Annotated in this window: 24 protein-coding genes and 1 other annotated feature; of the genes, 1 reads left to right on the forward strand and 23 read right to left on the reverse strand. The window is 42.3% G+C overall.

Features of this window, described 5'->3' with window-relative positions:
• Positions 1 to 465: 465 nt before the first annotated feature.
• From pyrE to spoIIGA, 23 genes are all read right to left on the reverse strand, one after another.
• The gene (gene pyrE / locus Q7A53_RS17160) at positions 466 to 1095 is read right to left on the reverse strand and encodes an orotate phosphoribosyltransferase (protein WP_411790419.1); all 630 of its coding nucleotides are present in this window, start codon (positions 1093 to 1095) and stop codon (positions 466 to 468) included.
• A complete protein-coding gene (gene pyrF, locus Q7A53_RS17165; RefSeq protein ID WP_411790441.1) occupies positions 1073 to 1792 on the reverse strand; it encodes an orotidine-5'-phosphate decarboxylase in 720 nt (239 codons plus the stop codon). Before pyrF ends, pyrE begins: the two co-directional genes overlap by 23 nt.
• The gene (locus Q7A53_RS17170; RefSeq protein WP_411790420.1) at positions 1788 to 2693 is read right to left on the reverse strand and encodes a dihydroorotate dehydrogenase; all 906 of its coding nucleotides are present in this window, start codon (positions 2691 to 2693) and stop codon (positions 1788 to 1790) included. Before Q7A53_RS17170 ends, pyrF begins: the two co-directional genes overlap by 5 nt.
• On the reverse strand, positions 2690 to 3454 hold the full coding sequence (locus Q7A53_RS17175) for a dihydroorotate dehydrogenase electron transfer subunit (protein ID WP_411790421.1): 765 nt from the start codon (positions 3452 to 3454) through the stop codon (positions 2690 to 2692). The genes Q7A53_RS17170 and Q7A53_RS17175 overlap by 4 nt, the downstream gene beginning before the upstream one ends.
• On the reverse strand, positions 3451 to 6651 hold the full coding sequence (gene carB / locus Q7A53_RS17180) for a carbamoyl-phosphate synthase large subunit (RefSeq protein WP_411790422.1): 3201 nt from the start codon (positions 6649 to 6651) through the stop codon (positions 3451 to 3453). The genes Q7A53_RS17175 and carB overlap by 4 nt, the downstream gene beginning before the upstream one ends.
• Entirely contained in the window at positions 6630 to 7742 is a 1113-nt protein-coding gene (locus tag Q7A53_RS17185; RefSeq protein WP_411790423.1) for a carbamoyl phosphate synthase small subunit, read from the reverse strand. The genes carB and Q7A53_RS17185 overlap by 22 nt, the downstream gene beginning before the upstream one ends.
• Positions 7720 to 9012, reverse strand: a complete 1293-nt coding sequence (locus Q7A53_RS17190; RefSeq protein WP_411790424.1) for a dihydroorotase — start codon at positions 9010 to 9012, stop codon at positions 7720 to 7722. Before Q7A53_RS17190 ends, Q7A53_RS17185 begins: the two co-directional genes overlap by 23 nt.
• Positions 9009 to 9890 carry an aspartate carbamoyltransferase catalytic subunit gene (locus Q7A53_RS17195; protein WP_411790425.1) on the reverse strand — a complete coding sequence of 294 codons (882 nt, stop codon included), beginning with the start codon at positions 9888 to 9890 and terminating at the stop codon, positions 9009 to 9011. Before Q7A53_RS17195 ends, Q7A53_RS17190 begins: the two co-directional genes overlap by 4 nt.
• Before the next feature lie 200 nt (positions 9891 to 10090).
• Entirely contained in the window at positions 10091 to 11479 is a 1389-nt protein-coding gene (locus Q7A53_RS17200) for a solute carrier family 23 protein (protein ID WP_411790426.1), read from the reverse strand.
• 134 nt (positions 11480 to 11613) lie between these two features.
• Entirely contained in the window at positions 11614 to 12156 is a 543-nt protein-coding gene (gene pyrR, locus Q7A53_RS17205) for a bifunctional pyr operon transcriptional regulator/uracil phosphoribosyltransferase PyrR (protein WP_411790427.1), read from the reverse strand.
• Positions 12157 to 12437: 281 nt separating this feature from the next.
• Complete coding sequence (locus Q7A53_RS17210; protein ID WP_411790428.1) at positions 12438 to 13346, reverse strand: RluA family pseudouridine synthase; 909 nt, start codon at positions 13344 to 13346, stop codon at positions 12438 to 12440.
• The gene (gene lspA, locus Q7A53_RS17215; protein WP_411790429.1) at positions 13343 to 13816 is read right to left on the reverse strand and encodes a signal peptidase II; all 474 of its coding nucleotides are present in this window, start codon (positions 13814 to 13816) and stop codon (positions 13343 to 13345) included. Before lspA ends, Q7A53_RS17210 begins: the two co-directional genes overlap by 4 nt.
• A 246-nt stretch (positions 13817 to 14062) precedes the next feature.
• Positions 14063 to 16813: an isoleucine--tRNA ligase gene (gene ileS, locus Q7A53_RS17220; protein ID WP_411790430.1), complete on the reverse strand. Its 2751-nt coding sequence runs from the start codon at positions 16811 to 16813 to the stop codon at positions 14063 to 14065.
• Between the two features lie 48 nt (positions 16814 to 16861).
• Positions 16862 to 17087: a binding site (T-box leader), on the reverse strand.
• A gap of 43 nt (positions 17088 to 17130) precedes the next feature.
• Complete coding sequence (locus Q7A53_RS17225) at positions 17131 to 17646, reverse strand: DivIVA domain-containing protein (protein ID WP_411790431.1); 516 nt, start codon at positions 17644 to 17646, stop codon at positions 17131 to 17133.
• A gap of 90 nt (positions 17647 to 17736) precedes the next feature.
• A complete protein-coding gene (locus Q7A53_RS17230) occupies positions 17737 to 18507 on the reverse strand; it encodes a YlmH family RNA-binding protein (protein ID WP_411790432.1) in 771 nt (256 codons plus the stop codon).
• A 74-nt stretch (positions 18508 to 18581) separates the two neighbouring features.
• Positions 18582 to 18851 (reverse strand): YggT family protein, encoded by a 270-nt coding sequence (locus Q7A53_RS17235; protein ID WP_411790433.1) that lies wholly within the window; start codon positions 18849 to 18851, stop codon positions 18582 to 18584.
• Positions 18852 to 18854: 3 nt separating this feature from the next.
• The gene (locus tag Q7A53_RS17240; protein ID WP_411790434.1) at positions 18855 to 19307 is read right to left on the reverse strand and encodes a cell division protein SepF; all 453 of its coding nucleotides are present in this window, start codon (positions 19305 to 19307) and stop codon (positions 18855 to 18857) included.
• Between the two features lie 16 nt (positions 19308 to 19323).
• A complete protein-coding gene (locus Q7A53_RS17245; RefSeq protein WP_411790435.1) occupies positions 19324 to 20004 on the reverse strand; it encodes a YggS family pyridoxal phosphate-dependent enzyme in 681 nt (226 codons plus the stop codon).
• Positions 20005 to 20024: 20 nt separating this feature from the next.
• Complete coding sequence (pgeF, locus tag Q7A53_RS17250) at positions 20025 to 20825, reverse strand: peptidoglycan editing factor PgeF (protein WP_411790436.1); 801 nt, start codon at positions 20823 to 20825, stop codon at positions 20025 to 20027.
• A 54-nt stretch (positions 20826 to 20879) separates the two neighbouring features.
• Positions 20880 to 21155, reverse strand: a complete 276-nt coding sequence (locus tag Q7A53_RS17255; protein ID WP_411790437.1) for a YlmC/YmxH family sporulation protein — start codon at positions 21153 to 21155, stop codon at positions 20880 to 20882.
• Between the two features lie 296 nt (positions 21156 to 21451).
• Positions 21452 to 22231, reverse strand: coding sequence for an RNA polymerase sporulation sigma factor SigG (gene sigG, locus Q7A53_RS17260; protein ID WP_411790438.1), 780 nt, complete (start codon positions 22229 to 22231; stop codon positions 21452 to 21454).
• An 81-nt stretch (positions 22232 to 22312) separates the two neighbouring features.
• Positions 22313 to 23032, reverse strand: coding sequence for an RNA polymerase sporulation sigma factor SigE (sigE, locus tag Q7A53_RS17265; RefSeq protein WP_411790439.1), 720 nt, complete (start codon positions 23030 to 23032; stop codon positions 22313 to 22315).
• Between the two features lie 20 nt (positions 23033 to 23052).
• On the reverse strand, positions 23053 to 24027 hold the full coding sequence (gene spoIIGA, locus Q7A53_RS17270) for a sigma-E processing peptidase SpoIIGA (RefSeq protein ID WP_411790442.1): 975 nt from the start codon (positions 24025 to 24027) through the stop codon (positions 23053 to 23055).
• 914 nt (positions 24028 to 24941) lie between these two features.
• On the opposite strand from spoIIGA, the gene Q7A53_RS17275 reads away from it, so the two are divergent.
• Entirely contained in the window at positions 24942 to 25217 is a 276-nt protein-coding gene (locus tag Q7A53_RS17275) for a hypothetical protein (RefSeq protein WP_411790440.1), read from the forward strand.
• Positions 25218 to 25256: the final 39 nt, after the last annotated feature.

Raw genomic sequence — 25256 nt, forward strand, 5'->3', positions numbered from 1 at the left:
AGGAAAGCGAGTTATTTCCCATCCAACCCCAGTCTTGTTATGGCAACGGACCTGAAGTATCTCGAAGCTGAGTCTTCTAGAAACGGGTGCTATAGAGGGATAGGGAACCAAGAGCTTTTAGTTAAACGATTAGTATAAAAAATATGTAAAAAGCATACCCGCCCCCATATAGGAGAAAATAGCTTGAGCCCAGTACCTCTTGCTTTCCTTCCTGAGCAGCAGCAAATTTAAACTTATAAACACAAGCAGGCTTCCTATTAAACTTAACAACGGTTCCAAAGAGAACATTGGATCCATAAAAGCGTACGCCACCCAGGTGTGCAAGTAAACTATACAAGTCATCACACCTAAAGCAGCATTTAATATAATAAAAAAAGTATGTTTCTTTGCATTCATCGCCATCACCAAATCTTTCTGATGACTACATGCTACTAGCCCTTAACTCAAATAACAACTCCTCGATATTTAAGATTCTGTAAATATTTGCGGATCTGCTTTCCACTTTTCAAGTTTTTCAAGTTGAGCTGCTGACAGTTCTTCATTCTCTTTCATTAAAGTTAACAACTCATCGTAGGCAGCCAAAGATTGGTACGTAAGATTACTATTCTTAAAAGCTTCTTCAGCAAGAGTCAAATTATACGTAAAAATAGAGAGAACATCTACAATTTCTACCCCTTCATTCTGTAAGGCTTCGGCTGCTTCAATAGATGATTTCCCCGTAGAAATTAAGTCTTCTATGACTATGGCTCTCGAACCCTTTTCTACGACTCCCTCAATTCTGTTTCCTTTGCCGTGCTTTTTCGGTGAAGACCGCACGTACACCATCGGTAGTTCTAGAAGATCCGCCACCCAGGCCGCATGCGGAATTCCAGCAGTAGCACAGCCTGCAATGACATCTATCTTCTCTCCTTTATTACGGATCGCAGCAGCAAATCCTTCTGCGATTCTTTTCCTAATAGAAGGATAGGACATCGTCAAACGATTATCACAGTAAATGGGAGACTTTAAACCTGAAGTCCATGTGAAGAAATCCTCCGTTTTTATTTGCACTGAACCAATCTGAAGTAAATCATTAATGAATGGATTGTTGCCCATGTTGTAACTCCTCCTTAATCATTTGATATGTGCGGAGCGGGTTTTCCGCTTGGGTAATACTTCTTCCTACGACGATAGAGTGACTTCCCTGCTTACCTGCTTCGAAAGGGGTGGCAACCCTTTTTTGATCATGATGTTCATCCAATTGCCGTCGTATTCCAGGAGTTAAGGTCACAAACTGCTTACCGCACACTTCACGAATGAAGGAGACTTCTTTCACTGAACAAACCACCCCATCCGCTCCAGAGTTCTTAGCAAGCAAGGCATAGTGCTGAACGATCTCCTGTAATGGTGCCTGGACTTTTAATTCTTCCTCAAGCATAGATTGATTGGTCGAAGTCAATTGCGTGACCGCGAGCAGCAACGGAGGATTTTCTAAAGCGGCTAATCCCTCTTTTGCTGCCGCAATCATCTCGCTTCCCCCTTGAGCGTGAACATTCACCACATCCACTTTCAATGAGGCTAGAGACGCCATTGCCCTTTTTACAGTCATTGGAATATCATGCAATTTTAAATCTAAAAAAATCGGGTTTCCCCTATCGTTTAGCTGCTTAATAATAGAGGGACCCTCTTTATAAAACAGCTCCATTCCTACTTTCACAGGGACCCCTTGCAACTGGTTTTGCTGAAGAAAAGTTAATGCTGCATCCGCGCTTTCAAAATCAAGAGCGATATACAACGGCTCAATAGTTTTAATGGTGAGCACCTCCAATGACTTCTGTCAGCGAAGAATACCCGTACTTTTCCAACGTATGAGGCAGCTCTTCAATAAGTTCTTTGCATACAAATGGGTTTTTAAAATTGGCACTTCCTACAGCAACCGCACTTGCTCCGGCAAGTAAATATTCTATAATGTCATCGGTTGTTTCAATGCCGCCCATTCCAATAATAGGCAGATCTACCGATTGATAGACTTGATGAATCATCCTGATGGCAACCGGTTTAATTGCAGGCCCAGACAGACCCCCTGTTTGGTTTGCGATAATCGGCTTACGGGTCTTCGGATCTATTCTCATTCCTGTAAGTGTATTGATCATCGTTAATCCATCTGCTCCACCTTCTTGTACGGCTTTCGCCATAGATACAATGTCCGTTACATTAGGAGACAGTTTCACATAAACAGGGACGCTGCTCACTTCTTTGACCTGTCGAGTTACATTTCTAGCCAGTTCAGGATTCGTTCCAAATTGAACGCCGCCTTCCTTCACATTTGGGCAGGATATATTAAGCTCCACTGCACTTACCTTTGAACTGGATATTTTTCTTGCTACTGCCACGTATTCTTCTACTGTACTACCAGCAACATTGGCAATGATCGGAGTTTGATAGTTTTCCAAAAACGGTAATTCACTGGCCATAATCGAGTCTACTCCTGGGTTTTGCAAGCCGATCGCATTAAGCATTCCACTTGCAGTCTCAGCGACCCTGGGAGTTTTATTTCCAAATCTCTGCTCGCCTGTGGCTGCTTTTATAATGATCGCACCAAGAATAGATAAGTCGTAAAACTGAGAATACTCACGTCCAAATCCAAAGCAGCCTGACGCTGGCATAACAGGATTTTCCAGAGAAAGCCCTGGAAGATTTACTGATATATTCATGTAAGAATCACCTCGTCCGGTTTAAATACAGGGCCGTCACAGCAAATCTTCCGGTACCCCTTATCATCGTTGGATGGCACGACACAAGCGAAGCAGGCACCGATTCCACACCCCATGCGTTCTTCGATGGAAATGTATCCTGGTAAATCAGATAATTGCTCCTTTACCGACTGGAGCATTACCGTTGGTCCACAGGAGAAAAACGTGTCGACTTTTTCCTTAAGATTAGCCGTTATATCCGTCACAAACCCTTTTGTCCCCAGACTGCCATCATTCGTCGTGACGTAAACTTTCCCCAGTTCTTGAAATTGTTCTTGAAAAAATGCGTCTTCCGCGCTTTGAAATCCAATAACACTAGTTATTGCTACGTCCCTTTTATGAAGTTCTTTAGCTAAGTAATAGAGAGGTGGAACCCCGATCCCTCCTCCTACGAGTAAAGCACGTTTTGTCGTCAGCTGATCGAGTGGATACCCTCGGCCGCCCGGGCCGAGGACATCTATTTTCTCACCTGGTTTCTTTTTGCTTAAAGCATCTGTGCCTTTTCCCATGACTTTATAAAGCAGAGTCATATTTTCCACGTCTTTATCCACGTCTGCAATCGAAACCGGACGTCTTAAGAAATAATCCTGACTCACCTGAATATGGACAAATTGCCCTGGTTCTCGCACGTGTTTCACTATTTCTCCAGCTAGTACAAGCAAAAACGTGTCTCTCGCTATTTTCTTGTGCTCGACGATCTCCATCCATTCTCTATTCATCATTGAAACAACGCCTCTTTCGCTTGTATGGTTCTGGCAGTGAAAGTCATGGCATCGATCACATCCACAATGGTTTTAGCGGTATCCAGGCTGGTCAAACAAGCAATTCCGTGTTCTACCGCTTCACGGCGAATTCTAAATCCATCGGTACGAGCCCGTCTCCCTTTATTTAGTGTGTTCACTACGAATTGCACTGACCCGCTTTGAATCAGGTCAATAACATCTCTCTGTTCGGATCCCACTTTACCTACAGCCTCAACCGGTAGACCTGCTTCTTCAATCGTATGAGCGCTGCCCTCTGTTGCGAATAACTGAAAACCTAATTGATAGAAGGTTCGAGCAATATCAAGCATTTCTGTTTTATCCTTATCAGCTACGGTCAGCAGCACAGAACCTTGAGTCGGAATTTTCAGACCTGCTGCAGTCATTCCTTTGTATAAAGCTTTCTCAAGGGTTTGGTCATATCCAATGACTTCACCCGTCGATTTCATTTCGGGTCCCAGGGTGATATCTACGCTTCTCAGCTTCTCAAATGAAAACACGGGAACTTTGACATATACACCGTCTGGTTTTACGGCAACGCCAGAAGTATAGCCAAGATCGGCGAGCGTTTCACCGAGAATAACTTTCGTTGCGATTTTCGCCATAGTTACACCCGTAATTTTACTTAAGAATGGAACCGTCCGGCTTGCTCGCGGATTTACTTCAAGTACGTAAGCTGTATCATCCTTGACGACAAACTGAATATTAATTAATCCCTTCATATTCAGCTCTGAGGCGATTTTAGTCGTAGCTTCAATACACTCTTGCTCCAGTTTCCTTGTAAGTCTTTGAGTAGGATATACAGCCATAGAGTCTCCTGAGTGCACCCCGGCCCGTTCGATGTGTTCCATAATACCCGGGATGACCACGTCAGTCCCATCTGTAATAGCATCTACTTCAATCTCCATTCCAGTAATGTATTTATCTATTAAAATAGGATGACCATTGTGAACCTTCACATTTTCTTGCATATATTGAAGCAGCTCATCCTCTGAATAAACAATTTCCATCGCCCTGCCCCCAAGGACATACGACGGTCTGACTACCACCGGATAACCAATGTTTGTAGCTGCAGCTACTGCTTCTTGTTCACTAGTTACACTTTCCCCGCCAGGTTTAGCTATTTCCAGCTTGTTCAGCAGCTGTTCAAATAAATCCCGGTCTTCCGTTTGGTTGATGGCATCCATAGTGGTGCCTAGAATGTTCACTCCGAATCGATTTAAACCTTCAACTAGATTAATGGCAGTTTGGCCGCCAAATTGAACGATGACCCCTTCAGGTTTCTCTAAATCTATCACGTGCATCACATCTTCAAGCGTTAAGGGTTCAAAATAAAGCTTATCCGATACACTAAAATCCGTCGATACGGTCTCAGGATTGTTATTCATAATGATGGCTTCATAGCCCATTTCTTTTAGAGCAAGCACAGAATGAACCGTGGCATAATCAAATTCTACCCCTTGGCCAATGCGGATCGGGCCGGAGCCGATGACGAGCACTTTCTTGCTTGCTGTGACGATCGATTCGTTCTCCTCTTCATAACTGCTGTAGAAATAAGGCGTTTCTGAGACAAATTCTCCCGCACACGTATCGACCATTTTATAAACAGGACGAATGTTCTGCTCTCGGCGGTACTGAGTGATTTCATCGCTTTCCATTTTTAGTATGCGAGCCATTTGCAAGTCAGAGAATCCGGCTTCCTTCACTTGTTTCACCATGTCATATTGCAGCCCTTGTTCCTTCAGTTCAGCTTCGAGCTTGATGACTGTTGCCAGCTTGTTTAAAAAGAAGGGATCAATCCCTGTTTTTTGATGAATGTCTTCAACAGATACATTCTTTCGAAAAGCTTCTGCAAGCACAAAGATCCGTTCGTCATCGGCTGTTTTCATTCTTTCCAATAAATCTTCAGCTGATGTATCTGTGATGGACTCCAAATAGAGCTCTTCCGTTTCTCCTTCTAAAGATCGCACACCCTTTAGGAGCGATTCTTCCATCGTTCTGCCAATCGCCATAATTTCTCCCGTTGCTTTCATTTGTGTGCCAAGCTTTCGGTTTCCTTTGGCAAACTTATCAAACGGCCAGCGTGGAATCTTGGTAACCACATAGTCGAGAGCTGGTTCAAAGCAAGCATAAGTAGTTCCTGTAATGGGGTTTTTAATTTCATCCAAGGTCATGCCGACAGCAATTTTTGCGGCAAGCTTTGCAATTGGATAGCCCGTAGCTTTGGAGGCAAGAGCTGATGATCGGCTTACACGCGGATTTACTTCGATAATATAATACTGGAAACTGTCAGGATCAATGGCAAGCTGCACATTGCACCCTCCTTCAATCTCCAAAGCTCTTATAATATCCAGGGAAGCATTTCTCAACATTTGATATTCGCGGTCACTCAGCGTCTGAGAAGGAGCGACTACAATGGAGTCCCCAGTATGAACGCCTACTGGATCAAAGTTTTCCATATTACACACAACGATCGCATGGTCATTACCATCCCGCATGACCTCATATTCAATTTCTTTAAAACCAGCAATGTTCTTTTCAATCAAACACTGGTGGACAGGAGACATGGAAAGACCATTACGTGCCGTTTCTCTCAGTTCTGCTTCGCTATAACACATTCCTCCGCCGGCTCCACCCATTGTGTAAGCAGGTCTGACAATGACCGGATACCCAATCCTGTCAGCAAATTGCAAGGACTCTTCCACTGTACTTACGATCTCACTATCAGGGACAGGCTGCTTCATCTCATGCATAAGTGAGCGGAATTTTTCTCGGTCTTCTGCTCGTTCAATTGCATCTAAAGGACTACCTAGTAGTTCTACGGCATATTCCTTTAAGATTCCTGATTCGCTTAACTCTACAGCTAAATTTAAAGCGGTCTGGCCGCCGAGTGTGGGAAGAATCGCATCAGGTTTTTCTTTTCGAACAATTTTAGATAAAAATTCCAGCGTAAGCGGCTCCATATATACTTCATCTGCAAAAGTATGGTCTGTCATAATGGTTGCAGGGTTAGAGTTGGCCAGAATAACTTCATAACCTTCTTCTTTCAGAGATTGACAGGCTTGAGTACCTGAATAGTCAAACTCTGCAGCCTGTCCGATAGTTATAGGTCCTGATCCAATGACTAGAATTCGTTTTATATCTGTACGTTTAGGCATGTGGAGCCCTCCTTCTTTTTCGCTTGTTCGTCTGTAATTCTTTGGAGAAAATTATCAAATAGATAAGCGGTATCTTCAGGTCCAGGCGAGCTTTCCGGATGATATTGAACAGAAAATACATTAAAGCGATTATGCTCCAATCCTTCGACGGTCTCATCATTTAAGGAAACCTGAGTTAATGTTAATTTTGTTTGGGTTAAAGAATCTGGATCTACTGCATACCCATGATTTTGGGAGGTAATAGAGGTGCGGCCGGTTTGCAAATCTTTCACTGGCTGATTTATGCCCCGATGTCCGAATTTCATTTTTTTCGTATTTGCTCCAGCGGCTAACGCAATGAGCTGATGGCCGAGGCAAATCCCGAATATGGGTACACTTCCCATGAGTTTGCCAATCGTTTGGATCGCTTCCGGAACATCTTTAGGGTCTCCCGGACCATTAGAGAGCATCACTCCATCAGGACGAAGCCGCTCTATTTCTTCTGCGGAGGTGTGATAGGGAACGACAGTAACGTGACAATTTCTTCTAGTAAATTCACGCAATATCCCGTGCTTCATTCCAAAATCAATGAGGACAATCCTATATCCTCTGCCTGGAACGACATAAGGTTTGACGGTAGAGACTTGTTTGACCTGATCACGAGCGAGCGGAGTATCTTCCATTGCTTGCAGCACTTGTTCGACTGGCCGGTCAATGGAAGTAAGCATGGCCTTCATCGTCCCATGTTTACGAATAATTTTTGTAAGTTTGCGTGTATCAATTCCGCTTATTCCGGGAATTCTTTTAGCTTTTAAATAATCATCTAATGTTTCTTCGCTTCTGAAGTTGGAAGGATGCTCACAATGCTCTTTGACCACAACTCCCAGAATGGCTGGATCAACCGTCTCAAAATCATCTCGGTTTATTCCATAATTTCCGACCAGCGGGTAAGTAAACGTCACTATTTGCCCACAGTAGGATGGATCTGAAATGACTTCCTGATAGCCTGTCATTCCCGTATTAAACACGATTTCCCCCATCGTTTCTCTGTTGCTTCCGAAGCCTTTTCCTACAAATGTCGTACCATCCTCAAGAACGAGTTGTTTCATCATTATTCTCCTCCCATACTATTTTTCCATTAACGATTGTCATAACTGGAAACCCTTGTACTTCCCAACCGTGAAAAGGACTGTTTTTTCCTTTAGATACCAACGCATGACGATCTATGTTCTTCGTGGATTCAAGATCTATAATGGTGAGGTCTGCTAATTCTCCTGCTTGCAGCCTGCCATAAGGTAAATGAAAAATTTCACTTGGACGTATGGTTAACCAATCAATAAGCTGCTCTATGGTGGCTGTTCCGCGTTTAACAAAATAAGAATATAACAGCGGGAAAGCTGTTTCCAGGCCGGTAATTCCAAATGGAGACTTAAGAAATCCTTGTTGTTTTTCTTCTTCTGTGTGTGGAGCATGATCAGTCGCGATACAGTCAATAGTTCCGTCTAATAGCCCGTCAATTAGAGCTTGCTGATCTTCAACAGACCTCAGTGGCGGATTCATTTTAAAGAGAGCATTATCTGATGGGATGGAGTTTTCATTTAACAGCAGATGATGAGGCGTTACTTCTGCAGTCACATGAATGCCTGCCCGCTTAGCATCTCTAATAACTCGAACCGACTCCTTCGTAGAAACGTGACAAACGTGATAGTGGCAGCCGGAAGCTTCAGCAAGAAGTACATCTCTTGCTATATGAACGGATTCTGCAATATTGGGAATTCCAGGAACATTCAGCTTTTCATTTACTAATCCTTCATGAGCCACTCCGCCATACACGAGTGAATTGTCTTCGCAATGAGCAACGATCGCTTTATTTTGCTTTTTAGCAGCTAACATTGCTTCATACATTTGGCCGGCACTTTGAACACCGACCCCATCATCCGTAAAGGCAAATGCTCCTTCTTCAGCCAAAGCCTTCATATCTACCATCTCATTCCCAAGCTGCCGGGTCGTAATCGATGCATAAGGCAAGACTCGCACATAAGCATCTTGTTTAATTTTATCTATTAAAGCTGCCATCGTTTCTGCTTTATCAGGCACTGGTCTTGTATTCGGCATGGCACATACAGTGGTAAAACCGCCTTTAGCGGCAGCTTGCGTACCGGTTGCGATGGTTTCCTTTGCTTCACCGCCTGGTTCTCTCAGGTGAATGTGAACATCAACAAATCCAGCAGAGATTAAATTTCCCTTCACATCCATGACCTGATCTGCTTCTTCTTCTATCTTTTCGCCGATTGCTTTGATCTTCTCTTCCTCTATTAGAACTTCACAAGGATATAACTTTCCTTCAGTTAATCGTTTTCCATTCACTAATTTAATTGTCATGCCGTTCCCTCCTCAAGTAGATGCCGGATCAGGGCCATTCTAACCGTGACCCCGTTCGTCATTTGTCTGAAAATCCTGGATTTACTGGATTCAACGAGTGACTCTTCAATTTCCACCCCTCGATTAACAGGGGCAGGGTGGAGAATGATCGATTCCTTCCTCATCCTCGCTTCCCGTTCTATTGTTAAGCCATAGTCTTCTAAATACTGGGTCGTTTTGCATACTCCTTCATGACGTTCATGCTGGATTCTCAACAGCATGAGGACATCACACATGTCCACAGCTTCATCTATGGATATGTAATCTTCTGAGATCGTATCGTCTCTCCACTCTGGTTTGGCCACAAAATAAACATCTGCTCCCAGCCTTGCCAGTGCGTAAGCATTTGATCTTGCTACTCTGCTGTGTTTAATGTCACCAGCAATCACAACCTTCAGGCCTTCAAAACTTGCAAACTCATCTTTAATCGTATACAGATCGAGCAGTGATTGCGTTGGGTGTTCTCCGGTGCCGTCTCCCGCATTAATTACGGAGATCGATAATTGCTCCGCCACTTTTGAAAGCAGCCCGGTTTCAGATTGTCTGACAACTGCAAGTTTCACTCCAAGGGCTTCTAATGTTCTTAAGGTATCATAGAGACTCTCTCCTTTAGTTAAGCTGGATTCTTTCTCATCCAGTTCAACTACATCGAGACCAAGTCGTTTCTCCGCCATGTAAAAACTGTTTTTCGTCCTTGTACTCGGTTCAAGAAAAATATTTGCAGCAAAAAGATCGGGATAAGTCACAGAGAGATCTCCATTTTCAATTGATTTGGCCAATTTAAAGATTTTTTCCAACTGCAGGTTCGATAGTTCTCTCATGGAAAGTAAATGTTTCATAATTCTCTCCCTCTCCTTTTTTCCAAGGCGTTGTCATTTTGTTAAATTAATTCACCGTAACTTAGTTCCGCAGCCGATTGCCCACGAAAAAACGCAGCACCCCCGGGTGTGGGGGTGCTGCGTTTGCATAACAAACGAGCTAAACCCTGCTACACCCTTCGAAGCCTCTCCGGACCTCTTTAAAACGTGTATTGGTTCAGTTACGCTGCGCCATCTCTATCTTCTTGCTGATCATCTAATTCTGGAGCTTTAAACATATTCCCATTCCCCTGGCTCTTTTCTCTACCAGGCAAAATTAAATTCAGGACAATGCCGATGATTGCCGCTAAGGCCATTCCCGCTACTTCAACATTTCCTGCTTTAATCATGGCACCTCCAACGCCAATCACAAGGATGACGGAGGAAATAATTAAATTTCTTTTTTCACCAAGGTCGACTTGATTGTCGATCAGCATCCTCAGCCCGCTCGAAGCAATAATTCCGAATAATAGAATGGATACTCCACCCATTACAGCCGGAGGAATTGAGCTGATGACTGCTGTCACCATACCAATAAACCCAAAGAATATTGCAATAACAGCTGCTCCGCCTATTACAAACACGCTGTATACTCTAGTAATAGCAAGTACGCCAATGTTCTCGCCATAGGTTGTATTCGGAGGACCGCCAAGCATAGAAGCAATCATAGTCGCTACTCCATCACCAAGAATGGAGAAGTTCAGACCTGGTTCCTTTAAGAAATTTTTCCCAACCACTTTAGAAAGCACCATTTGATCTCCTGTATGTTCGGTAATGGTAACAAGAGCAAAGGGCATCATAAAGAAGACAATTTTCCAGCTAAAGACATCAAGTGGCGAAAAGTCTACGAAAGGAATAACGAATTCCGGCATTTGAAACAGGTTTCCGAAGAAGTCCCCTACTGAACTTGATGAAGCCAGAGAGGCCCATTCTGCTTGAATTCCACTTGTATCCACAATGCCTTGGGTAAGGGCAAACAAATATCCCCCAATGATTCCAAATAATATCGGTAACAAAGAGAAAAATCCTTTAAAATAAATCGAGGCAATGATGGTAATGCCCAAGGTGACCAGGGCTACTATAAAATGATGAAGGCTATAGATGTTTTCTTCTTTACCCGGGAGATACATGGCCATGTCAATAGCCGTGGATGCTAATCCCAGTCCAATAACTATAATGACGGGACCGACAACCACTGGGGGCAGAATGTTCATGAGCCATTTTAATCCGAATAATGATATGAGTAGAGCAATGATTCCGTATACTAATCCTGCAAAGAAACTGCCGACCATAGCCCCAGCTACACCACTTGACTTCGATACTTCAACGATTGGATAGATAAAGGCAAAGCTCGAGCCAAGATACGCAGGAATCTTTCCTCTGGTTATGGCTAGATAGGCAAGCGTTCCTGTCCCGCTTGATACTAAAGCTACAGAAGGCGAAAGCCCTGTTAGAAATGGGACAAGAATGGTAGCCCCAAACATTGCAAATAAGTGCTGTAAACTTAACACCAGCCATTTATGTTTCGCTGGTATATCATGAATTCCTAATACTGCGTTTTTCTGGGTCATGGTAAGATTCCTCCTTTATGCATAAAAAAAACCTCTTTGCTTAAAAGTGCGCAAAGAGGCAGACGCGGATCCGCGCCAACAACTTACGACCTTCTAAGCCTCACTGGACTTCCTATTAAAGGTGTAATTCGTGTTTATTTTTCAAATATCATGACATGGTCCTGATCATCGGTTTCCGTTAAAGTAACGGTTACGACTTCGTCCTGAGATGTCGGAACATTCTTCCCAACATAGTCAGCTCGAATGGGCAGTTCTCTATGCCCCCGGTCCACTAAAACAGCCAATTGAATTTGAGATGGTCTTCCATGGTCCATCAGTGCGTCCATTGCGGCACGCACCGTCCGACCTGTATATAACACATCATCTACAAGGATGACTTTTTTTCCATCAATATCTGTTTTTATATTTGTTTCTTTCAACTCAGGCTCTGCCTGCTCCTTATTAGGGGTCAAATCATCACGATAAAGCGTTATATCCAACTCTCCATCAGGCAGCTGGCCGCCTTCAATGTCCTGTATTTTTTGCTTTATACGTTCCGCAATCGGCACGCCTCTCGTTTTAATTCCGACTAACACGAGATCCTCAATTCCTTTATTCTTTTCAATGATCTCATGAGATATTCTCGTTAATGCTCTTCTAATCGCAGCATCATCTAACACTGTGGCCTTTTGTTTCAAGATATCACCCTTTCCTTATCACAATCTTAAGCGCATGCGCCTTGGATAGCAGCTTATGTTACGAGCAGCCAGGCGCTGAATGCAGCCTCACACGGCAAGAATTTATTTACATCCAAACATAGTTTCCTAGAGATAAAAAAACCCTTTTTCTTCATGAAGACAGAAAAAGGGTGTAAAGATACAACTTTTGTATCATCGCCGTTCCCTTCTCAGCCTCACGGGACTGTTCTTAAAGGTGCATTAAATTCTATGATTTATTATGTCAAATAAGTTTTAGCTTGTCAACGCCGTTTTTCTAAAAAAGCGATCATATCTTTGAAATCCTGAGGAGGTTCGACTTCAAATTGCATCCATTCCCCTGTACCGGGATGTTTAAAGCCTATTGATTTAGCATGAAGAGCTTGTCCGTCTAAATCTAACGTTTTCCGAGGCCCGTATTTCGGATCTCCAGCCAGCGGATGATTGATATACCGCATATGAACACGTATTTGGTGAGTTCTTCCGGTCTCAAGCGTACACTCTACGTAAGTAAAATCTTCGAAATGCTCCATCACCCTAAAATGGGTAACCGCTTCTCGTCCGCCTTCAACGACAGCCATCCGCTGGCGGTCTTTAGGATCTCTGCCAATCGGTGCGTCAATCGTGCCATACTCATGAGAGATCATCCCGTGTACAACTGCCACGTATTTTCTTTCTACTGATTTACCAGAAAGTTGTTCGACTAATGACTGATGGGCACGGTCATTCTTAGCCACCATTAATAACCCGCTTGTATCTTTATCAATACGATGCACGATCCCCGGTCTTTCGACACCATTGATTCCGGACAGATCATTGCAATGATAAAGAAGCGCGTTAACAAGCGTACCACCCTCGTGACCCGCAGAAGGATGAACGACCATTCCAGAAGGCTTGTTCACTACTAGAACATCTTCATCCTCATAAATGATTTCTATAGGAATATTCTCGGGAGCAAGATCCAGCGGCTTTGGCTCAGGGATACTCCAAGTGATGGTATCTCCTTGCTGAACTTTATAATTATTTTTTACTGCCTCTCCGTTAACAAGAACAAAGTCTTCTTGCAGCCAACCTTGGATTTGCGAACGTGAAGCATCCGTAATGACTTCAGAGAGAAGTTTATCAATTCTTTTTGACTGATCACTTTCAAGTACTTGATACTGTTCACTCAATTGCGTTTACTTCCTTTCTTCCTGCTTTCATCGACAAGAGTGGCGATCATAATTAAAATGACTCCGACTACAAGGGATGAATCGGCAACATTAAAAATTGGATAATCGTAATTAAAAATGTATACATCAATAAAGTCTACAACCTCTTTGCGAATCATTCGGTCCAGAAAATTGCCAATTGCCCCAGCTAAAATGAGAGATAAGGCAATTCCTACCCATTTACTTCGCTTGGCGTATTGCTGTAAATAATAGATAACCACGATAATTACGACTATAGTAATTAAATAAAAGAACCACATCTGTCCGGCTAATATTCCCCAGGCAGCCCCGGTATTCCGATGAGAAGTTAGATATAAAAAGTTATCAATTAAAGGAATGCTTTCTCGATATTCCATCGAGTGGACGATCATCCATTTCGTTAACTGGTCCAATCCAATAATTACAATAGCGATAAGATAATACACGTACATAAGCGGCCTCCAAGTTTTATTTTCCTTTGCCATTGTACCATAAATCACACGGCTTCGTTACGAGGAAGAGTGCTAGCACTAGGAAGAAGCAAGACCAATTCGATCGATCATATAGGTGTACCATATGAACTCCATGCCCCAGAGACTGGAAGCAGCCTCAACCTGCAACAGTTACCTACATTAAATAAATTTCCCTTTTATCCTAAGGATGAAAAAGGTACCGCTTATTGCGGCACCTTTGTGGTTTTACACCTGATAATGTTCTTTTACAACAGCTGCACAGCGTAAACACAATGAAGGATGTTCTTCATCCTTGCCCACGTTCTCAGAAGCTACCCAGCAGCGTTCACACTTTTCACCTGGATGCTTTTCAACAGCAACATCCACATACTGATAAGCTTCTGCTCCTTCCGCCTGACCTTTCACTGTCACTCCTGAAACGATCAATAACTGTTGTAAGTGATCAATTCCTTCTAACAACCTGCGCGTTTGGTCATCTTTAGGCACAAGAGTTACTTTTGCTTCCAGTGACTTGCCGATTACTTTCTCGTTCCGTGCTTTTTCCAGAGCTTTCAAAACATCGTCACGAACTTCCATAAAGTGGTCCCATTTTCGGACAAGAGACTGATCAGCTAACAGTTCAGCTTCAGGCATATCCGACAACTGGACACTTAACACTTCGTCCCCAGGTAGATAGCTCCATACCTCGTCTGTAGTATGAGGAATAATTGGCGCCATTACCTGCACTAATGCCTTTAATGTCTTGTAATAAACGGTTTGAATACTCCGGCGTGAATGATGATCTTCTGCTTCAATGTAGAGGATATCTTTCGCAAAATCCAAATAGAACGAGCTTAAATCGATCGTACAGAAGTTATGAACTTTATTATAAACGACAGAAAATTCATATGCCTCATACGCATGGCGAGTGTCCTTCACTAATTGGTTTAAGCGATGAAGCATATAGCGATCCACTTCCTGCAGGTTGCTGTCTTCAACTGCATCCTGCGCCGGATCAAAATCATGCAGATTTCCTAATAAAAAACGGAAAGTATTGCGGATTTTACGATATACTTCTGCCACTTGTTTCAAGATCGGATCCGAAATACGCACATCTGCCTGGTAGTCCGCAGAGGCCACCCATAACCGAATAATATCAGCCCCAAGCTGCTTCATTACTTTATCAGGTATAATGACATTGCCGAGCGACTTACTCATTTTTCTACCGTCGCCATCTAGAGCAAACCCATGACTCAAGATTCCTTTAAAAGGAGCTTTCCCTGTAACCGCTACAGCGGTGGACAAGGAGGAATTAAACCAGCCTCGGTATTGATCAGAGCCTTCCAAATATAAGTCAGCGGGACGCTGCAGATCTTCACGCTGTTCCAATACAGATTGATGAGAAGAACCGGAATCAAACCAAACATCCATAATGTCCGTTTCTTTAGTAAATTTACCATTCGGACTATGTTCAGAAGTAAATCCTTCAGGGAGGAGATCTTCCGCTACTTTCTCAAACCATATGTTTGACCCATGTTTACGGAACAGCCCAGCGACATGTTGGATGGTTTCATCTGTAATAATCGGTGTTTCATCCTCGGCATAAAATACAGGGATGGGCACTCCCCAGGATCTTTGTCTGGAAATGCACCAGTCTTCACGGTCACGTACCATGTTATACAATCGCGTTTCTCCCCATTTAGGTGTCCATTCCACTTGCTGAATTTCTTTTAAAAGCTCTTCACGAAAATCTTTGATCGAAGCAAACCATTGGTCTGTGGCACGGAAAATTGTCGGTTTCTTCGTTCTCCAGTCGTGAGGGTAAGAGTGTGTAATAAATTCGAGTTTCTCTAAAGCGCCAGCTTCATCCAGCTTCTCAGTAATTGGCTTATTCGCCTGGTCATAGAATAACCCTTCAAACCCAGGAGCTTCTTCCGTAAAGACTCCTTTGTAATCCACAGGACATAACACATCAAGACCGTATTGTTTACCAACCCAGAAGTCATCTTCCCCGTGGCCTGGAGCGGTGTGCACACATCCTGTTCCGCCATCAGCAGTTACGTGGTCTCCCAGGACTACGAGAGATTCCCGATCATAAATTGGGTGTTGAGCCGTCACTCGATCAGCTTCTTTCCCTTTAAATACTTTAAGGACTTCATAGTTTGTCCATTCTAATTTCTCTGCCACTTCTTCCAGAAGGTCTTGAGCAATGATAAATTTATCTTCTCCTGTTTTCACCACAGCATAATCATAAGCAGGGTTAAGAGCAATCCCTAAATTTGAAGGGATCGTCCACGGAGTAGTGGTCCAGATGATGAATTTCTCATCCCCAGCAAGGAGATCTTTTCCATCTTTCACGCTGAAACTAACATAAATGGAAGGTGAACGCTTATCTTGATATTCAATTTCCGCTTCTGCAAGAGCAGATTCTGAAGAAGGCGACCAGAATACGGGCTTTAATCCTTTATATATATATTCTTTTTTCGCCATTTCTCCAAACACCTTGATCTGCTCTGCTTCGTAGTCTTTATTTAATGAAATATAAGGATGGTCCCAATCCCCTCGGACACCCATACGCTTAAATTCATTTCTCTGGTTATCTAGCTGCCCCATGGCATACTCGGCGCATTTTTGCCGAAATTCGGATATACTCATTTTCTTGCGATCGACTTTCTTTTTTGCAAGTGCAGACTCGATCGGCAGACCATGAGTGTCCCATCCTGGCACATAAGGAGCATGATAACCTGTCATCGATTTATAGCGTACGATAAAATCTTTCAAAGACTTGTTTAAGGCATGCCCCATATGCAGGCTGCCATTTGCATAAGGCGGTCCATCATGAAGGACAAACAACGGGCGATCTTTTGTCCGCTCCTGGACCTGGTGATAAATATCCTCTTGTTCCCATTTTTTTTGAATTTCAGGCTCACGATTCGGCAAATTACCACGCATCGGAAATTCAGTTTTAGGCATTAATAAAGTCTCTTTATAATTCATAGCTTATTTCCTCCTTCATATATTACAAAAAAAGGTCTTCTCATCCCTTAAAGGGACGAGAAGACCTCGCGTTACCACCCTGATAGAATGTGCACGAAAGCACAATCCACTTGTCCTATTCGTATCGTGAATGACTCGATTACATCTACTATACGGTTCGATATAATTACTCGAGGGTGATCTTCTACTTAAGAGGTGCTCCGGCCTTCCACCATCGCCGGATCGCTGTGCATGCATAGCCCAGAAAGTGTACTCTCCCTGTCAACGTGTTCTTATATAGTTATGTTCTTGAATTATATGTAATTCAAAGAAGACCGTCAAGAATTATGACGTGCCAGTTCCTTTTCAACTTCCTCTTTATCATCAATTTTGGTATCAAATAAATGGTCCCAGTCATCATTATCAATCATATCCACCTGGGCTTCTACAAGCATACGGAGTCTCATCTTAAATACTTTGGCCTGTTTTTTCATATCTTCCACTTCGACCGCCACACTGCGCGACTTTTGAAGAGCTTCATTTATTATTCTATCTGCATTTTTTTCTGCTTCTTTAATAATAAGCTTGGACTCTTTATTGGCGTTCGTTTTCACTTCTTCTGCTGTTTCCTGAGCTACCAGAATCGATTTGTTCAAGGTCGTCTCGATATTATTAAAGTGGCCGAGCCGTTCATTTAATTGGTCAACTTCACGCTCTAATTCCTTACGCTGGCGAATCACCATTTCATAATCCTTAATGACTTGGTCCAAAAATTCATTTACTTCGTCTTCATCAAATCCCCTGAACCCACGGGTGAATTCTTTATTATGAATATCTAATGGTGTTAAAGGCACACCAGCCACCTCCTTAAGTAATCGATACAAATTTTCCCTGTTAGTATTCTTTCGACACAAAAAACTGAAATCCTTCTCTAATTTCTGGATTTAAATTAATTTTGCTGTCGTTATTTTAAATTTATCTTTTTTAGTTTTCCCATGAATCTCCACAATCTTGCTTCTACCTTTACCACGCACGCTCAGAAGATCCCCTTCCTGGAGAAGAAAAGAGGGACTCTCTACTGTCCGAAAATTCACTTTCACAATTCCACTATCAATATGGAGACTCGCTTTATTACGGGACAATCCATAAATTTCTTTAACGACCACATCGAGTCTTAAGGAAGATAGTGTAGAATCTCTTGTCTGCCATTGCTCATGACTCTCCAATAAGCAAGAGAAATCTTTTTCCTCAAAGAGCACATTCGCTTTTTTCACACCCGTTAAATTCATTCGAATATAATCGCTTATTTCATTTCCAGTTATGATTTGAATTCGACCATCACGTACGATTAAATCTCCCATTTTCTCTCTGCGAATGCCAAGCGACATAAAAGCACCAAGAACGTCTCGATGCTCTAAATTAATAAATTTATCAGGATAGGAAGCTTCCAGCAGCACCAGCTGATAATCTTCAGAATCCACACTTTCATACTCGGGTGCCAAAATAGCCCTTTTTCTTTCGGAATTTTCGCTTCCGCCGAACATCCCTTTCTCAAGAGGAGAGTCACCCGTAATGGAACGAAAAATATATTGTTCTCTCGGATTTAAAAAATCAGTCAGCTTCCGTTGAAATCTCATTTCTACATCGCTCTGCCATGATAACACTTGATCAATAAATGGGCGTTCTTCTTCTCTAAAATGCTGATATACCTCCATACTTTCACTCCCCCGAACGGTAAAAAAGAACAGATAGCCGTGAAGACCCTTCTTCACTCCACCTGTTCTATTCATCAGTACCCTAATAAAATTTTGTAGAGTTCCCACATTCCGGCCGTTGCAAACCTTAAAACGAGAATAGCAACAATTGGAGAAATGTCGATCATTCCAAGAGGTGGAATGATTCTGCGGAAAGGCTCTAAGAATGGTTCGGCTAAACGGGCTAAAATATTACCAAAGCTAGATTGGCGCGCTCCCGGAAACCAGGACATTAAAATATAAATGATTAATACCCAGCTATAAATTTCTAAAGCTGTTGTTAATACACTGAACAAAGAATACATCCGCTACCACCTTCTATTAATATCATCATCTTCTTTTGCAAGTATTTCTGAAATGGAACCCGAAATTTCTACATTATCCGGGGTACATAGGAAGGTCTGAGAACCCAGTTTTTGAATATCTCCCCCAATAGCATAAACGGTCCCGCTGAGAAAATCTACAATTCGCTTTGCCTGGTGATGATCGACTCGCTGCAAATTGATAACTACCGCTCTCCGATTGACCAGCTGATCCGCAATATCCTGGGCTTCATTATAACTGCTCGGCTCACTAAGAACCATTTTAGAAGATTGCTGGGCGCTTTTCAAACTTACAACATTCTGCTGACCTTCAGCTCTTCGTTTACTACGCTGCGCCGGAGCCTGTTCTTCAGCTTCTTCCTCCATCATTTCCTCATCAACGTATTCATATTCATCGTCCAATGTGAAGAACGAACGGAATTTATTTTTCATACTCATTTCTAACCACCTCAGATTAGTTTTGTTCTCCTACTAAGCTTGTCCCAATTCTAACATGGGTAGCGCCTTCTTCTATGGCTAATTGAAAGTCATTGCTCATTCCCATAGATAGCCACTCACAAGGAGCATGTGCGTATTGTTTATCACGAATGAAGTCTCTTAAAGCACGAAGCTTTCTAAACGTAGCCCTCAGCTGCTCTTCTTCCTCAATATGAGGAGCCATAGTCATTAGACCAGCCACTTTAATATTAGAATAAGCTTTCAGCCCTTCTATAAAAGACTCGACCTCATCAGGATCCAGGCCTTGCTTAGATTCTTCTCCGCTAATGTTAACCTGAACAAAACATGGCACTGGTCTTTTAGCTCGCTTGTTAATTTCTTTAGCGAGGGACTTACGATCGAGTGAATGAATCATCGTGACTTGTTCAATTACTTCCTTTACTTTTCTCGATTGCAAGGAACCTATGAAATGCCATTTCGCCTGCTCGCCAATTATGTCATATTTCTCAAGCAGGCCTTCTTTGCGGTTTTCCCCAAGATCAGTAATTCCAGCTTCCACGGCTTCCTGGGCCCTGGAAGTTGAAACATACTTAGTAACAGCAATAATGGTTATCTCTTCCGGATCACGATTACAATTACTGCAAGCTGCTTTTATTTGTTCTTGAATATGAGCAAGGTTATCTGCTACCGTATTCATTCTTTCTCTCCTTCCAAAGCTTACCTCTTCCAACCAATGTAACCTAGCATTCTGCCGGTGCTGCCATGGTCGCGGCGATGGGAGAAAAAGAGATCTTCTTCCTCATATGTACAATAGCCAGTCATGGAAATATTGTCATCTGCCAGACCAGCTTTAACGGCTATTGCCTGATTTAATTTCTTTAAATCCAACAGGTACTTTCCCTCTGACAAAGAAATAGCAGCTTCTTCTCTAAACTCGGCAGGTACTTGGTTGATTACCTGTTCATCAACTTCATACTGATTGAAGCCGATACTCGGGCCAATAACCATCTTTAATGTGGAGAGGTCAGCTCCTAATTTGTTAAATTTCTCAATCATATGCTGAGCCATTCCTTGAACAGTTCCTTTCCATCCTGCATGAGCGATCCCTATCCAACGGGTTTGCTCATCTAGAAAGTATAAAGGAACACAGTCAGCATAAAAAGCTGTTAATAAGACATCAGGGATGTTCGTAATTAAACCATCTACACCCTTAACCGCGGTGTCATGATCAAGCACACCTTTCCCGAGATCTTCAGGAGTTATGACCTTGATCTTAGTTTGATGAACTTGTTCGCCCATTACCCACTGGGTTAATGGAACATTCAAATCCATGGCGAGCTGCTTTCGATTTTTAAGAACAGCTGAATATTCATCCGGGACGTGCAGCCCTAAATTAAAGGAATGAAAAGGAGGCTTGCTAAACCCGTCTTTTCTAGTTGTAATCCCGGCAATCAAATTCTCCGTATTATTAAAACACATGTATTGTCTTGAAGACTTGTATGTGAAGGGTTCGGTCATTCTACCACCTCAATTTCCCTCCATTTTATCACATAATACATTATTTTTCCTGTTTTATTCCGGAGAATCTAACTTTTTCACTGCTGCTGAACCGCTGTACCCGGACTTCTTCACTAATATTACGTCTGCTCCAATGTTCACAATCTGATCCCAAGGGATGACTAATTCTTCTTCCTTTCCAAAAAGACCCATAGCTTTTCCCTTTAATGTAACAACTAATCCCTTTAGCCGCCCTCGATTTGTATCTATGTCTAAATCACTTATATACCCGAGGCGCTCCCCAGTCTCCATTGCAATCACGTCTTTAACCTGCAGATCAGAAATTTTCATAATTGTCCGTCCCCCTTTTTCTAACTATATGCAAGGAACGGCTAACACTTTCTAATTTAAAGTACTAATAAATAAGGCACTTCTTGAAATTCTGTATAGAAGCGGCTTATTAAGTCCCCATTGCTTTAGATATTTCCTATTTGGAAGGGTGACCTTTCTTAAGAGGCAAGGGGCTGTGCGTTACAGCCGTAGGTATGGTTTATCCTCTTTCACGTTAAAGCTGGTCATCATATCGAAACCACTCTAAATTTCCCCAAAAAAAGAACACGGCTTAACCAGCCGTGTTCTTTGCATTTTTATTGAAACATGGATGTATTCATCTCTTTAATAGCTGCTTTTTCCAGCCTTGAAACTTGTGCCTGAGAGATGCCTATTTCTTCTGCCACTTCCATTTGTGTTTTCCCTTGAAAGAAACGTTTCGTCAATATCATTTTTTCTCGATCATTTAACCGTTTCATACCTTCTCGTAGTGATAGCTCATCAAGCCACACCGAATCCTTTTCCCGATCGTCCTTCAACTGATCCACCACAAATATTGGGTCTCCTCCATCATTGTATATAGGCTCAAATAGAGAAACAGGATCCTGGATGGCATCCATTGCAAAAACTACATCTTCATGGGGAATACCCAATTTCTCAGCAATCTCATGAGGAGCAGGATCTTTTGACGTTTCCCCTATCATTTTCTCTCTCATTTGCAGCGCTTTATAAGCGGTGTCTCTTAACGAGCGAGAAACACGAATAGGGTTGTTGTCTCTTAAATACCTGCGAATTTCACCAATAATCATAGGTACTGCATAAGTGGAAAACTTAACATTATGGCTTAAATCGAAGTTATCGATTGATTTCATTAAACCAATACAGCCAACTTGAAATAAATCATCTCCGTATTCTCCTCGGTTATTGAAGCGTTGAATCACCGATAACACTAGTCGGAGGTTACCATTTATTAATTCTTCTCTAGCTTCGATTTTTCCACTTTGCAACTGCTCAAACAGGGCCCGCATTTCTTTGTTTTTTAGTACTGGCAGTTTGGATGTATCTACTCCGCAAATCTCTACTTTATGTCGTGACAATGTAAGACCCTCCCAGGAAGCTATAATCAGTTTTCAGTATCTCCCTGGAAGGAAAAATTATGCATTTGTTAAATTGGAATATTAGACCATTTTGTCAAACTCTCTTTGAAGTCTGCGGATAATCTTCTTTTCCAGCCTTGAAATATAAGACTGAGATATCCCCATCATATCAGCTACATCCTTTTGAGTTTTCTCTTTTTTACCTATCAATCCAAAGCGTAATTCCATAATTTGTTTTTCACGGTCATTTAACTGCTCCAACGCAGATTTTAAAAGTTTTTTATCTATCTTTTTCTCAATTCCCTTGGTGATAATATCCTCTTCCGTTCCTAGGATGTCTGAAAGAAGCAGTTCATTTCCATCCCAATCTACATTCAGCGGCTCATCAAATGAAACCTCAGTTTTAAGCTTATTACTTTTTCTTAAATGCATTAAAATTTCATTTTCAATACAGCGGGAAGCGTACGTAGCTAGCTTAATTTTCTTCTCTGGGTCGAAAGTATTCACGGCTTTTATTAAACCAATCGTCCCGATGCTGATTAAATCTTCAATATTTACTCCAGTATTTTCAAATTTCCTGGCAATATAAACAACGAGCCGCAGGTTTCTCTCGATCAACACAGCGCGGGCTGCCTTATCACCCTTAGGCAGCCGTTGAAGAAGCTCCTGCTCTTCTTCTCTGGACAACGGAGGCGGCAGTGCCTCACTTCCTCCAATATAGTAAATCTCGTCTTGTTTGATCCCTAATTTAATTAACAGCCGATAAAAACCAAGCCTTAATTTAAACAGCCATTTGATCATAGAAATTTCCCCTTTCATTTCTAAGCAGATTTACCGCGGACCATTAAGTGAGGGTGAATAAGTACTTGATATAGACGATCATGCGTTAGATCATGATGCTGGACACCAAGCAAGGGGTTCTCAATTACTAAACTCCCTTCCTTCGTTTTCACAGTAATACGATCTACAAGCAGAGTTACTAGCAGTTGTCCCCCCATTCCAGCACCCTGGTAAGGTACAAGTCGAATAGAGGACTGCAGAAGTTCAGAGCAATCATCAAAGTGAGAGAGAATATTCTCCACCTCTAACTGCTTAAATTCTTCAGCGTTCAAAAATTGATTAAAAACATTTCCATCTGCTAAAAAAACCATTTTTCTGCTAACGGGATCAATCAATTGGTTGCCACTGTCCACTAGTCCCTTACATTCAGCAGTCTTTCCATTCCAGTTAATCGATACATCGTAAATTTCTTCAAGTTTCATTCGGTGAAGACTCACATGCTCCAGCCGCCACTTAGTAAAGAACCAGGAGATGGGAAAGCCGATTATCACAAAAATCCAACTTACTGGATCTCCATACCCCGCATTGTGAGTGATCATCGTACTGCCTTCAAAGCTCACATCGCTAGACAAAAAATAGTGAATGCCCAGCATACTGCCACCGATCGCGAAGGTAATAAAGTAAAAGCTTACTAATTGCACCAGCCAGGAACGAATAGAAACAAATGAAAAAGCAATAAATATAATGACAAATGAAAAAAATAATTTCCCTAAACTAGTCGTAAACCACGAATGGGGCAGATACACGGTGATAGGTACGATGATGGAAGCAAAAAGCGCCCCGAACATTACTCTTTTTGCAGAAGTTTTCGTTCTAGTTAACCCTTGCGTAAGATACAAGATCATTCCATCCATCAGTATATTTAGCAGCCAAACCGCATCTAGATAGATCCTCCCCTCTCCCTTCCTACTTTCATTATTGAAAGTATAAGCTTGTCCTTCTAAAAAGTCTGTCAGTTTATGAGCCTTGAAAAAGCTAGTTTTGTAGCATGATGTCAAAACCATTTTGATATAGTGCCGGATGTGTTTCTGAGTATTTTATTTTGAAATTTAAATAATTGATGAAGTTCACGGGATCTGTGAATGTTCTCAATATCTTTGAAGTGGTTTTTCTGCTTTAATACCAGCAGGAGATATAACGAAATTCCAGGTAATTATCTTGAAATCAAGTCTTCAAGTAGAGTGAAGGATTGTGTAAGACTCGATTTCGAGACATTTGTTGAGGTTATAGGGGCTGCGGGGAACGACTCGTCTAGTTCCATCGCCCAGACACTCGAGACATAAGCCGCTCATCAACGGAAGGGAAAATCGCCTTCCTTTTGATGGTCGGCTTATGCTGGTCGTGTCTACCAGGGCGATTCCACATTTGAACACTTTCCGCTGGCGCGTGATGAGTCTCCTCGAGCTGTTCGCTCTGTGGGGTCTCATCCTGCACTTTCCTCCCGCAGGAGTCTCCCCGTTCCCCTTCACCCCTTGCTGTATGACTGTTCTCGAAATCTACTCATCACCCTCCAGTATAGAGGTCGAAATAAAAGATTTTTTGGTCCGAAAATACTGCTTTAGAACCCTGCTGCATGTTGGTAAAGAAAAACATGTGTACATTTATCCAAATATGGTTGAGTGGGAAAAGAGCATTGTTTTCCCTCCTAGCCATAGATGGATGAAAAAACCTCGCTATTAAAGAAAATATCTTATAGAATCGCTATAACTTATGATCTAACGGGGAGAGAGAAACTTCTAATATTAGGCTATTTAGAATTACCTGGTCTTTGTTTAGCAGGTAATTTTTAACCCCATTTCACTATTTCCGTTCTCTCGTAATCATAAAGAGGTCGGGGAAATGGGAAGACTCCTATGGGAGGATAGGACAGGTGAGATCCCACAGGGCCATTTGCCCGAGGAAGCTCACCGGCCGCCTATGGGAAGTGAACAAATGCGGAATCGACCCGATAGACACGACACGCATAAGCAGGAACATCAAATGGGATGTGATCTTTCATTCCGTTGATGTTCCTGCTTATGAAGCGAGTGTCTGGACGATGCAGCTGTCCGAGTCATTTCCCCGACCTCGGCTCGCTTTTAAGAGTAAAGGGAATCTTCAAGAATTGGGGCTTTTGTGGAATAAGGAACTTTCTATCTGTGTTTAAGCCCACCATCTTCAAGTTAAACAGAGACATAAAAAAGAA

Source organism: Halobacillus rhizosphaerae (assembly GCF_046719735.1).
In the GTDB taxonomy this organism is placed as follows: Bacteria; Bacillota; Bacilli; order Bacillales; family Halobacillaceae; genus Halobacillus_B; species Halobacillus_B rhizosphaerae.